This window comes from Polaromonas sp. P1_G4 (genome assembly GCF_056405475.1).
This window is the reverse complement of the sequence record NZ_JBFUCA010000083.1, coordinates 1-11663: the sequence shown is the minus strand read 5'-3', so window position 1 is coordinate 11663 and position 11663 is coordinate 1. Positions and strand designations below refer to the sequence as shown.

Sequence of the window (11663 nt, the reverse complement as noted above, 5' to 3'; positions counted from 1 at the left end):
GTGCGCACCCAGCGCCGAGGTGAAGAGCCCCAGCGATGTGCCGTAGCCCTCCAGCGCATCGGCCATGCCGAAAGCCTCCAGTGCTTTCTTGACGCCGGTGTCGAGCAGGCGGAACTCCAGGCCAATACCCAGTGACACGATGATCGACGGCATGATCAGGCTGGCCACCACCACAAAAAACAGCGTGTTGCCGCCCGCAAGTTTCTTGCGAAAAGCCAGGCCGGCCAGCACCGACAGCAGCACCGTGAAAGCCATCACGGCCAGGCCCAGGCCCAGCGAGCGCTTGAGCGCCGCGCCGATGTCGACCACGCCCAGCCCTTCGGCCAGCTTGTAAAACCAGTGCAGCGACACGCCGCGCAGCGGAAACGTCAGCCCGCCTTCAGGCCCCTGAAAACTCAGCACCACGATGACAAACATCGGGCCATACAGGAACAGCACAAACAGCGCAAAGAATGCGGCCAGGAACCAGAAGCCGGCGGAGCGTTTTTCGGACATAGTTAGAACCTTCGCAGAAGGGGCCGCAGCGCCGGGCCGCCCCAAGCAAGGCCAGCCCCCTCGGGGGGCAGCGCAGTACACGAAGTGACAAGCGTGGGGGTCATAGCTCTTTTCGAATGTCGACCAGCCGCGTTAAAGCCCAGATGATCATCAGCACGATGGCCAGCAGGATTACCGCATTGGCCGCCGCCAGCGGAAATTGCAGGTAAGAGGTCTGCACCTGGATGATCTTGCCGATGGAGGCAATCTGCTGGCCGCCCATGACGCCGATGGTCACGAAGTCGCCCATCACGATGGTGATGACAAAAATCGAGCCGATGATGATGCCCGTGCGCGACAGCGGCACGATGACATTCCACAGCGTTTGCCAGGCCGAGGCGCCGCTGTCATTCGCCGCTTCGATCAGGCTGCGGTCTATGCGCATCATCGAATTGAAGATCGGCACGATCATGAACATGGTGTAGAGGTGCACAAACGCCAGCACCACCGAAAAATCAGAAAACAGCAGCCACTCCACAGGTTGGTTCACGATGCCCAGGCCCGTCAGGCTCTGGTTCACCAGGCCGTTGCGGCCCAGCAGCGGCACCCAGGAAATCATGCGGATCACATTGGACGTCCAGAACGGGATCGTGCACAACACGAACAGCAGCGTCTGCACGCTTTGCGAGCGCACATAAAAAGCCAGAAAGTACGACACCGAAAACCCCGTCACCAGCGTGATCAGCCAGACCAGGAAACTGAACTTGAAGGTCGACAGATACGTCTTGAAGGTGACACACATCTCCGACGTGTTGCCGCAACCTTCAAAGACGGCGAAGTAATTCTTCAGCGTAAAGCCGGGCAGCAACTCATACTCATTGAAGTCCCAAAAGCTCACCATCAACACCAGCGCCAGTGGCACCAGAAAGAACACCACAAACACCGCCGTCAACGGCGTAGCCTGCCACCAGGCCGCAAGGCTGCGCCCCGGCGCCTTGGCCGGACTCGAATGGGCAGTGATTGCAGGTGTGCTCATAAAAATCCAAATGGTTGAGTTGCGCTTACCGCCGGCGTCCGGTATCAAGGGCAAGCGAAGCGAAGCCCGTTCCAGGACACGCGGAACCGGCTTAGCCGGGCCGCAGTGTCGTCCCCTGTAGGGGAGAGGCCGCTACACGAAGTGAGCGACCACAGGGGGGTACTTATTTACGCAGCGACGAACTCATTCCATTTCTGCACCATGTAATTGTTCTCGTCCATGACCGCATTCCAGCAGGCGATGCCGCCCATGCGGGCTTCATAGCTGCCGCCGTCGCGCACCGCGCCGGTCTTGGCCAGCACATCGCCATTCGGGCTCTTGATGTCCTGCGAAGCCGGCTTGCCTTCCATCCAGTAGGCCCACTCATACGCTTCCATCTTGGCCTTGGCGGTTTCCAGCACGGCGCTGTAATAGCCCTGGCGGTTCAGATACGCGCCGGCCCAGCCGTCGAGGAACCAGTTGATGAACTCATAGGCACCGTCCAGCTTCTTGCCCGACAGCGTAGCGGGCAGGCCAAAGCCGGCGGCCCAGGCGCGGTAGCCTTCTTTCAGCGGCTGGAAGTTGCAGGCGATGCCCTTGGTGCGCACGGCCGTCACGGCGGGGCTCCACATCGACTGGATCACCACTTCGCCCGAGGCCATCAGGTTGACCGACTCATTGAAGTCTTTCCACAGCGCGCGGAACTGCCCGGCCTTCTTGGCTTCAATCAACGTGGCGATCGTCAGGTCGATCTCTTTCTTCGTCATGTTGCCCTTGTCCGGGTACTTGTAGATGCCCTTGGCCTCTACCACCATGGCGGCGTCCATGATGCCGATCGACGGAATGTTCAGGATGGCGGCCTTGCCCTTGAACTCGGGGTTCAGCAGCTCGGCCCAGGAGCTGATGGGGCGCTTGATCAAATCGGGGCGAATGCCCAGCGTGTCGGCGTTGTAGACCGTGGGAATGAGCGACATGAACTGCGTCGGGCTCTTGGCGAAGACCTTGCTCTTTTCGCCTTCCAGGTAAATCACTTTCTTGGGCGCGGTGCCCTGGTCGCCCACGGCCTTGCCGGCCACGGTGCCGGTGGTGAAGAGCGTGGTGATCTTGTCGGCGTTCTTGATGCGCTTGGTGTCAATGCCCTTCAGGTTGCCCGTGGGCACGATTTTCTTGAGCGAGAAGTACTCGGTGTCGATCAGGTCAAAGCTGTTGGGCGCGGTCACGGCGCGCTTGGTCACGTCGTCGGTGGTCACGGCCACGTACTGAATCGTGATGCCGGTGTCGGCCTTGAACTTCTCGGCGATGGCCTTGTCCTGGTTGACGGCGGTGCCCAGGTAGCGCAGCACGATTTTTTCCTGCGCGTGCACGGCAGGAAACAGGCCCGTGGCCAGAATGCCGGCCGTGCCCTTGAGCAAAGCGCGGCGCGGCACGCCGCCCACGGTGGTGTCGATGGCGGTGTCTTTTTGATCAGGAAGAGCGTCGGACATGGTGAAAAACTCCTGGTGGCTTGGGTGGAAATCTTCTTGCGAAGGGACGGTTGAAAAATCTGTATTTCTGTGAGCCTTACGGATCAGGCACTAATGACGGCAGGAGGGGCGGCCTGCAGCGTGTGCGCCGCTTCGGGCGCCCATGACAGTTGCACGCTGTCGCCCGGCGCATAAGGCCGGGCCGCAAACGCCGCCTCCGGCACCATCACCGACAACTCGGCGGTGCTGTGGGCCGTCGGTGAAACGCCCGGGTTCTGCAGGCCCAACAGCACATACGGGCCCTGGTATTCGACGTCGGTCACCACGGCGCGCCGGTTGTGCGGCGCGTCAGGCGCGGCATCGCCGGCCGGGGTGATCTGCATGTGGTCGGTGCGCACGCCTATCTTGCCGGTGGGCGTGTCGAGCACGTTGTGCCCACCCATGAAGCGCGCCACAAACTCACTCGCGGGACGGTTGTAGATTTCGTGCGGCGAGCCCACCTGCTCGATCAGCCCGTGGTTCATCACCACCATGGTGTCGGCCAGCGCCATCGCCTCTTCCTGCGAGTGCGTAACGTGGATAAAGGTGAGCCCCAGCTCTTTTTGCCAGCGCCGCAGCTCGGCGCGCATCTGGATGCGCAGGAAAGGGTCCAGCGCCGACAGCGGCTCATCAAGCAGCAGCACACGCGGCTGCGTGATCAACGCGCGCGCCAGCGCCACGCGCTGCTGCTGCCCGCCCGAAAGCTCGGCCGGCTTGCGTTCGGCCAGGTGGCCCATCGCCACCCGCTCCAGCAAGTCTTTGGCCTGCTGGCGGCGGGCCGCCTTGTCCACGCCTTTCATCTTCAAACTGAAGGCCACGTTGTCGAGCGCTGAAAGATGCGGAAACAGCGCAAAGCTCTGGAACATCATCGCCGTGCCGCGGCCGGCGGCGGGCAGGTCGGTGATGTTGCGGTTTTCCAGCAGGATGTCGCCGCTGGTGACGGACTCGTGGCCCGCCATCATGCGCAGCGTGGTGCTTTTGCCGCAGCCCGAAGGCCCGAGCAGGCAGCAGTAGCTGCCGCTGGCAATGCGCAGGTTGATGCCGTCAACCGCTGGCTTGTCTTGCTGCGCGTACCGTTTGGTCAGCGCAATGGCTTCAATGGCGACAGGGGGCGGGCTGGCAAGAGCGTTCATGCCAAGCTTCTGTGCAAGGCTTGTGCCAGCTTTGTATGCGATCTATGGCCATATTGTGTACAAAATGCATGATTCTGGTGCCGAGCAAGCCGTGCCTGCCTGCCATGCTGGTGCATGCTGTAACCAGAAGTTCCTGAAACTTCCGACTGTCAGGTTTGGGTGTGCCCCCGTGTCCTCTTTTCAGGTTTTCTTCCTGTCGCCGCCGGGGCTTGAAGCCAGCAGTCCATGGCCTACCATCAGCGCTTCCGTCTTATGGAGCCGTCCTTGATCACCCTGCACCACCTCAACAATTCCCGCTCGCAACGCATCCTCTGGCTGATGGAAGAGATGGGCCTGTCTTATGAAATCCAGCGCTACCAGCGCGACCCTAAAACCATGCTGGCGCCGCCTTCACTGCGCGCGGTGCATCCGCTGGGCAAGTCGCCGGTGATCACGGATGGTGAGTTCACGCTGGCCGAGTCGGGCGCCATCATTGAATACCTGGTGGCGCGCTACGGCGCCGGCCGCCTGGCGCCCGAGGCCGGCACGCCTGCGCACCTGCGCTACACCTACTGGCTGCACTACGCCGAAGGCTCGGCCATGCCGCCGCTGCTCCTCAAGCTGGTGTTCGACAAGGTAGAGAACTCTCCCATGCCGTTTTTTGTCAAGCCGATTGCCCGCGCCATCGCCGGCAAGGTCAAGAAGACCTTTATCGAGCCGCAACTGCGCCAGCACCTGGATTACCTGGAAATGTCATTGGGCCAGAGCGACTGGTTTGCCGGCGCCGAGTTCAGCGGCGCAGACATCCAGATGAGCTTTCCGCTGGAGGCGGCTGCCGCGCGCGGCGGGCTTAACGAGAGCCGGCCCAGGCTGATGGATTTCCTGGCACGCATCCACGCCAGGCCCGCCTACCAGCGTGCGATTGCGCGTGGCGGTGAGTTTGCGTTGCAGTGACATCGGCAGAACTTGCTGAGGTGCTATTAAATCAATAGCTGCTCGCGCAAACTCTTAAAGGGCTGGAGCCGTTTTTGACTTGATATTCTGGGTTTCTGGAGTGATTGGCAGGCCAGGCGCCTGCCGGCTGCGCACAAACTGCATGGCCTGCGGCTGGCCCACCAGCACACACTGCTTGCCGGTGCGCCGGCAGTGGTCCTGCACGCGCCAGTAGGCGTCGTGGCTCACGCAGCCGGTCTGGCAGATCACCAGGTCGGCGGCGACCAGGCTGGCCTCCAGTGCGGCTGCGTCCTGCAGGTCGTCACCCGCATGGTGCAAAAAGTGCCCGCCAGCCATTTCAACAACACGCCGGGCTGCGGTGGTGCCGGCGCCTTGCTCGCCCACGCACAGCACCGACTTTTCATGCAGGGCGGCTGTGGCTTGCGAAGCTGGTAAAGCCGCCGCCAGCGTGGCCGGGGCCGCCGTGTTCTTTTGCCGGCCCAGGCGTTCCCGCACCAAACCCTGCAAGTCATGGACACGGCCCATCAGCCACTCCACCCGGCGCGCCAGCGTCAGCCGTTTGGGCAGGCCGGGGATGGCCGCCTCCACGGCCTGCCGGTCTTCACGCTCCCAGGCCAGCGCCGTCTCCCGCACCATCGCCGCCGCGCGCAGGCGCACCGCCTGGGATTGCAGGCGCGAGATTTCCGCGGCCTGCACGGCAATCACCGTGCTGCAGCGCTTCTGGATCTCGCCGTACTGGGCGAGCAGGGCGCGGTGTTCCCGGTCAAGGCCGGGCAGAGAGGTACAGGGTCCTTGCATGTCGGGGCTCCATAAGATGAAGGCGCCCCCGTCAACAAACGAACGATATGCAATCGAAGAGGCAACCGAAGCATCAGCCGATAAAAGGGCAAAACCCATCTTAAATGAGAATTACTCTCAATTGGAGTAAGGGCTTATGCCTTTTTGGGTAAACAGATGAAACCCTTGAAGTATCCCTATTTGCTATCAATTCAGGAGCTGCTTGCGCACACCCTTATTGGCCAAAACCCCGATTCGCTTAAGAAACCCAGGGCTTTGAGGTAGCGGGCCGTCAGAGCTCAGCCGCTTCCACCAGAAACCGCACCCGCTTCACGCCCTGCCATTCGTCCGCATCCAGCCGGAAGGCCAGCTTGACCCGTGCGGGGAGTGATTCGGTGTGGCCAAACCAGATGCCGTCGACCGGCTGGCCCTGGTGCTTGAGCTTGAGCGCCAGGTGTTTTTCACCCACCAGCCGCTGCGACACCACTTCCACCACTTCGCTGAAGGTGGGGGCTGCAAACCCCTGGCCCCAGACTTCCTTGTGCAGCGTGTCGACCACGTCGGTGCGGCGATATTCGGCCGGCAGCGGGCCGTCGGTGTCCATGCGGCGCGTCAGCGTGGCGGCATCCAGCCATTCGTGCGCCACCTGCTGCAGCGCACTTTCAAACACTTCAAAGTGCTCTTCGGCAATGGTGCAGCCGGCTGCCATGGCGTGGCCGCCAAAGCGCAGCAGCACGCCGGGGTGGCGCTTGGCCACAAGGTCCAGCGCATCGCGCAAATGAAAGCCGGGAATCGAGCGGCCCGAGCCCTTGAGCTCGTGCTCTTTGCCGTMGGCCTGGCTGGCGGCAAACACGAACGTCGGGCGGTGCAGCTTGTCTTTGACGCGTGAGGCCACGATGCCGACCACGCCTTCGTGGAACTCCGGGTCGAAGATGGCAATCGCCGGCGGCGGCTCCTCATCTTCGTCAATCATTGCGTCAGCCGCCAGTTGCGCCTGCTCGCGCATGCCGGCCTCAATGTCGCGGCGTTCGCGGTTGATGCCGTCCAGCATTTGCGCCAGCTCGTCGCCGCGCGCCGGGTCGTCGGTCAGCAGGCATTCAATGCCCAGTGTCATGTCGCTGAGTCGGCCTGCCGCATTGATGCGCGGGCCCAGCGCAAAGGCAAAGTCAAACGTGGTGGCTACCGGCGCCTGCCGGCCCGCTGCCTTGAACAAGCTGGCCAGGCCCGCGGGCAAATGGCCCGTGCGTATGCGCTTGAGGCCCTGCGCCACCAGCCGGCGGTTGTTGGCGTCCAGCTTCACCACGTCGGCTACGGTGCCGAGGGCCACCAGCGGCAGCAGTGCGTCGAGCTTCGGTTGTGTGGCGGCGTCAAACACACCACGCGCACGCAACTCGGCACGCAGCGCCAGCAGCACATAAAACATCACACCCACGCCGGCAATCGATTTGCTTTCAAACGTGCAGCCAGGCTGGTTTGGGTTGACGATCACGTCGGCCTCGGGCAGCACCACTTCGCCGTCTCTCAGCGCGGGCAGGTGGTGGTCTGTCACCAGCACCTGCATGCCCAGCGCGCGCGCACGCGCCACGCCGTCGATGCTGGCGATGCCGTTGTCTACCGTCACCAGCACGTCGGCGCCAGCGGCCTTCACCCGCTCGGCAATCGGAGGCGTGAGGCCGTAGCCATCAGTGACGCGGTCAGGCACCAGGTAGCTCACATGCTGCGCACCCAGCAGCTTGAGGCCACGCAGCGCCACAGCGCAGGCGGTGGCGCCGTCACAGTCGTAGTCGGCCACCACGCAAATCTTTTTGCCGGCCGCCATCGCGTCGGCCAGCAGGCGCGCCGCCTCAGCGGCGCCGTGCAGCGAAGCGGGCGGTAGCAGCCGGGCCAGGCCGTCGTCCAGCTCGTCTGCCGCGTTCACGCCGCGCGCGGCATACAGCTGCGCCAGCAGCGGGTGAATGCCAGCTTGCTGCAGCGCCCAGACGCTGCGTGGGGGCACATCGCGTACCTGTATTTTCATGTGTGTCTACTATCTTTTTTATAGCTGCTCGCGCAAGTACCATAAGGGCTGCGGCATCAAAAGGTTCGAAATTTTGGCCAACAGGCCGGCCTGGTGCGTTTCAAACGTCTGCCAGCCGCGCTCGCCACACAGCGTCAGCCGCACGGCCTCGCCTGCGCGTTGGCGGGCCAGCAGCTGCGCCATCTCGCCGGCATCCAGTGCGGCCCAGGCTTGGGCATAGGCCTGCCAGTCATCAGCAAAAACGGCTTGCGCCAGGCTGCGTGGTGCGGTCGGCGCCTGGCTGGCAGGTTCATACCCAGCGGGCAGGGCGCCGCTGCCGCTCAGCCAGAAAGAATTGACCGGCAACTGGCGGCGCGCAGCGCGTTCATCGTTCAGCGCGTGGGTGTACAGCAGCATCTGCATTTCGTTTTGCAACAGCTTCATCTTGCGAGCTATGCCCTGGGCGTCGTCCTTGTTCTGCTTGGGCAGCCACGGGTCGACGTTGCGGCCCATCACCCGGTCGAGTGATGCGGTGGGCAGGCTGCGAAACACCTCGCCTTCGGCCAGCCAGCGCGCCGGCCCCAGCGCCGGCACATAGTGCATCGTGATGCCGTCGCCATCAAAGTAAGGCTGCATCGCCGCCAGCAAGGTGCGGGATTCCGTTTCATTCAGGCCCAGCGCAGCCGGGTCAGTCAGCGTGGCATGCTCGCGGCCCATGGCCCAGTGGCAGGGCGTTACCCAGGCCCAGGCCTTGCCGGTGCCGGCCTGCAGGTGCTGAGCAGCATCCAGCGCCGCCCACGGAATCAACCCGTCAGGCGTGTCCGCAGTGGCAAGGCCCAGCGCCTGGCCCAAGGCTCGCTCGTGCGGCGGCGACAGCGTGTGTGCATCTGCCGTATCAGTGTGTACTGACTTCATGCCTTTGAGCAATTGGCTCAGGTTGCGCATGCCTTGCACTGGCAGCGCCTTCATGGTGGGCAGCCAGGCTTCCGTACTGCAGGCCGCAAAGGGAATCAGCAGCTTCGGGCCTGTGAAAGGAGTGGGGGAATTGGCTGACATGGGGCTATTGTCCGGGATGCCACAATTGGCGTTCAAATTTGGGCGCTCAATTTGCGCGCTTAAATCGCACCCTATAAGAATCCGTTCGAGCTGGCCACCCGTGGCCCGCAACGACTACCAGGTTGAGTATGCAAATTCCTTATGAGCTGATAGTGGGCTGGCGCTACACCCGCGCCGGCCGCGCCACCCGGCGCAACGGCTTTATTTCTTTTATTTCAGGCGTGTCCATGCTGGGCATTGCGCTCGGTGTGGCCGCGCTCATCATCGTGCTCAGCGTGATGAACGGCTTCCAGAAGGAAGTGCGCGACCGCATGCTGGGTGTGATCTCGCACATCGAGGTATTCGCCCCCAACGGCGCTGCCTTGCCCAATCCGGAAAAAACCCTGGCTGAAATCAAGGCCAACCCGCAGGTCACCGGCGCCGCCACCTTCATCGCCGCGCAAGCCCTGCTGGCGCGCGGCGAAGACATGAAGGGCACCGTCGTACGCGGCATAGACCCGGCACTCGAAGGCCAGGTCACCGACCTCGCCGTGACGTCCGGCCCCACGCTAGCCAAGCTGGTGCCCGGCAATTTCGGCGTGGTGCTGGGCGGCGAGCTGGCCCGCGCCATGGGCGTGCGTGAGGGCGATAGCGTCACGTTGATCGCGCCCAGCGGCCAGGTCACCCCGGCGGGTGTGGTGCCGCGCCTGAAGCAAATGACAGTGGTCGGCACCTTTGATTCCGGCCATTTTGAATACGACTCGGCCCTGGTCATGATGCACCAGGACGACGCCGCGCGGATCTTCCGCCTCGAAGGGCCGACCGGCATCCGCATCAAGCTGAAAGACCTGCACCAGGCGCGCGAAGTCGCGTTTGAGCTGTCAAGAAGCCTGAGCGGTGATTTGCTGATTCGCGACTGGACGCGCCAGAACAAAACCTGGTTTGCCGCCGTGCAGCTTGAAAAACGCATGATGTTCATCATCCTCACGCTTATCGTGGCAGTCGCGGCCTTCAACCTCGTCAGCACGCTGGTGATGACGGTGACCGACAAGCGCGCCGACATCGCCATCCTGCGCACGCTGGGCGCCAGCCCCAAAAGCATCATGAAAATTTTTATGGTGCAGGGCGCACTGGTCGGCGTCATCGGCACGCTCTCGGGCCTCGTTCTGGGCCTGGGCATTGCCTTCAACATCGACGTCATCGTGCCGGCCATTGAACGCGCGCTCAACGCCAGCTTTTTGCCCAAAGACATTTATCTCATCAGCCGCATGCCGAGTGAACCGCAATACGCCGACATCATGCCGATCGTGGTTATCTCCCTGGTGCTGTCTTTCCTGGCCACCATCTACCCCAGCTGGCGCGCCAGCCGCGTGAACCCCGCGGAGGCCCTCCGTTATGAGTGAACTCAAGAACGACATGACGAATACGCTGCAAAGCACCAACGCGAACGGCGAAGTGGTGCTCAAGGCCAAGGGCCTCACCAAACGCTTCCACGAAGGCCTGATCGACCTGACCGTGCTGCATGGCGTAGACCTGCAAGTGCACGCCGGTGAAACGCTGGCCATCGTCGGCGCCTCAGGCTCCGGCAAAAGCACGTTGCTGCATTTGATGGGCGGGCTCGACGCCCCCACCAGCGGCCAGGTTGAACTCAAGGGCCAGATGCTGTCGTCGCTGTCACCCCAACAACAAGGCGATCTGCGCAACAAGCACTTGGGTTTTGTCTACCAGTTCCATCACCTGCTGCCCGAATTCAGCGCGCTCGACAACGTGGCCATGCCCCTGTGGATCCGCCGTGAGTCCCCTGCGGAATGCGCGCGCGTCGCCACCAAGATGCTGGCCGCCGTGGGCCTGCAAGACCGCATCCATCACCGCCCAGCAGAACTCTCAGGCGGCGAACGCCAGCGCGTCGCGATTGCGCGTGCGCTGGTCACGCAGCCTGCGTGCGTGCTGGCTGATGAGCCGACCGGCAACCTGGATCGTTCAACCGCCGACGGCGTGTTTGAACTGATGCTGCAATTGGCGCGCGACTTCGGCACAGCCTTTGTGCTGGTCACGCATGATGAAACGCTGGCTTCGCGTTGCGGGCGGCGTTTCAGGTTGGTCTCGGGGCGTTTGTCGGAGTGGGGTTGAGCGACAGCATCGATGCCAAGTGACCGCGTCGATTGCGAGGCTAGTTGGGTAGTTGGTCCACGGACTCCATGATGCTTCGAGGTCTGCCCGATCTGACGGGGGAATTTGCAGCATCAATCTGCGATGGTGCTGGTAGGCTTCGTATGGCGAGCGAGTCTTTGACGGGCTTCAGTTTCGCGTGGTGAGCCGTTAAGCTGTCAGCTTGCAAGGCTTGCCGGATACGCGGCAGCACAAGCATTGCACCGTGAACGCTGAGGTGGTCGTCGTCAAAATACCGGAACATCTCGCGGTCGACCAGAGGGCAGACAGCAGCATTGCATAGCAGGTCGTTGAATGACAAAACTTCAGCACCATTCATCGCCTCTCGATCAATCTGTGCGTTTACCCACTGCTGATCTGCAAGATGTGTATCGGTTGGAACTGCCGCGTCATTGATGGAATCAGTGTTGTAGCGTAATCGCCGTAGCACTTTCTTTGGATCGACCAGCTGTTGTGGTACGTCCTTGAAGATGAAAATCTTGACACCCGCACGCTTGTAGCGCTCCACGGTTTGACTAAGCCCGACGACAAATGATTCGCGTGACATGGCTTTCGAGTTAGGCAAGCGCATGTTCGTCGATAGAAAGTTGAGGTCCCAAGGCCGGGTCTTGCCCCCGGTGTAGTAAGTC

11 protein-coding genes are annotated in these 11663 nt (G+C 62.4%); 3 read left to right on the top strand and 8 right to left on the bottom strand.

Features of this window, described 5'->3' with window-relative positions; translation table 11 throughout:
* The 4 genes from AC1D1X_RS06410 to AC1D1X_RS06395 all read right to left on the bottom strand — a co-directional run.
* A partial coding sequence (locus AC1D1X_RS06410; protein ID WP_477697993.1) for an ABC transporter permease occupies nt 1–495 on the bottom strand: 495 nt, incomplete at its 3' end.
* A gap of 100 nt (nt 496–595) precedes the next feature.
* On the bottom strand, nt 596–1510 hold the full coding sequence (locus AC1D1X_RS06405) for an ABC transporter permease (protein WP_477669736.1): 915 nt from the start codon (nt 1508–1510) through the stop codon (nt 596–598).
* A gap of 167 nt (nt 1511–1677) precedes the next feature.
* A complete protein-coding gene (locus AC1D1X_RS06400) occupies nt 1678–2973 on the bottom strand; it encodes an ABC transporter substrate-binding protein (RefSeq protein WP_477669735.1) in 1296 nt (431 codons plus the stop codon).
* Between the two features lie 83 nt (nt 2974–3056).
* Nucleotides 3057–4124: an ABC transporter ATP-binding protein gene (locus AC1D1X_RS06395; protein WP_477669734.1), complete on the bottom strand. Its 1068-nt coding sequence runs from the start codon at nt 4122–4124 to the stop codon at nt 3057–3059.
* A 264-nt stretch (nt 4125–4388) separates the two neighbouring features.
* Here AC1D1X_RS06395 and AC1D1X_RS06390 point away from each other — a divergent pair, with 264 nt between their 5' ends.
* Complete coding sequence (locus AC1D1X_RS06390; protein ID WP_477669733.1) at nt 4389–5057, top strand: glutathione S-transferase; 669 nt, start codon at nt 4389–4391, stop codon at nt 5055–5057.
* A 54-nt stretch (nt 5058–5111) separates the two neighbouring features.
* Here the strand turns inward: AC1D1X_RS06390 and AC1D1X_RS06385 are convergent, their stop codons facing one another.
* From AC1D1X_RS06385 to AC1D1X_RS06375, 3 genes are all read right to left on the bottom strand, one after another.
* On the bottom strand, nt 5112–5693 hold the full coding sequence (locus tag AC1D1X_RS06385; protein ID WP_477670203.1) for a DUF2325 domain-containing protein: 582 nt from the start codon (nt 5691–5693) through the stop codon (nt 5112–5114).
* A gap of 433 nt (nt 5694–6126) precedes the next feature.
* Nucleotides 6127–7851: a single-stranded-DNA-specific exonuclease RecJ gene (recJ, locus tag AC1D1X_RS06380; RefSeq protein ID WP_477697992.1), complete on the bottom strand. Its 1725-nt coding sequence runs from the start codon at nt 7849–7851 to the stop codon at nt 6127–6129.
* A gap of 18 nt (nt 7852–7869) precedes the next feature.
* Nucleotides 7870–8886, bottom strand: coding sequence for a hypothetical protein (locus tag AC1D1X_RS06375; protein WP_477669731.1), 1017 nt, complete (start codon nt 8884–8886; stop codon nt 7870–7872).
* Nucleotides 8887–9014: 128 nt separating this feature from the next.
* Between AC1D1X_RS06375 and AC1D1X_RS06370 the strand changes: the two genes are divergently transcribed.
* Entirely contained in the window at nt 9015–10268 is a 1254-nt protein-coding gene (locus AC1D1X_RS06370; protein ID WP_477669730.1) for a lipoprotein-releasing ABC transporter permease subunit, read from the top strand.
* Entirely contained in the window at nt 10261–10995 is a 735-nt protein-coding gene (gene lolD, locus AC1D1X_RS06365; RefSeq protein WP_477669729.1) for a lipoprotein-releasing ABC transporter ATP-binding protein LolD, read from the top strand. The genes AC1D1X_RS06370 and lolD overlap by 8 nt, the downstream gene beginning before the upstream one ends.
* 40 nt (nt 10996–11035) lie before the next feature.
* Here lolD and AC1D1X_RS06360 read toward each other — a convergent pair.
* A partial coding sequence (locus AC1D1X_RS06360) for an SGNH hydrolase domain-containing protein (protein ID WP_477697991.1) occupies nt 11036–11663 on the bottom strand: 628 nt, incomplete at its 5' end.

Coding starts and splice junctions, on each gene's coding strand:
- AC1D1X_RS06405 (WP_477669736.1), bottom strand. CDS start 1,510: ATGAGCACACCTGCAATCACTGCCCATTCGAGTCCGGCCAAGGCGCCG.
- lolD (WP_477669729.1), top strand. CDS start 10,261: ATGAGTGAACTCAAGAACGACATGACGAATACGCTGCAAAGCACCAAC.
- AC1D1X_RS06400 (WP_477669735.1), bottom strand. CDS start 2,973: ATGTCCGACGCTCTTCCTGATCAAAAAGACACCGCCATCGACACCACC.
- AC1D1X_RS06395 (WP_477669734.1), bottom strand. CDS start 4,124: ATGAACGCTCTTGCCAGCCCGCCCCCTGTCGCCATTGAAGCCATTGCG.
- AC1D1X_RS06375 (WP_477669731.1), bottom strand. CDS start 8,886: ATGTCAGCCAATTCCCCCACTCCTTTCACAGGCCCGAAGCTGCTGATT.
- AC1D1X_RS06370 (WP_477669730.1), top strand. CDS start 9,015: ATGCAAATTCCTTATGAGCTGATAGTGGGCTGGCGCTACACCCGCGCC.
- AC1D1X_RS06385 (WP_477670203.1), bottom strand. CDS start 5,693: ATGGTGCGGGAGACGGCGCTGGCCTGGGAGCGTGAAGACCGGCAGGCC.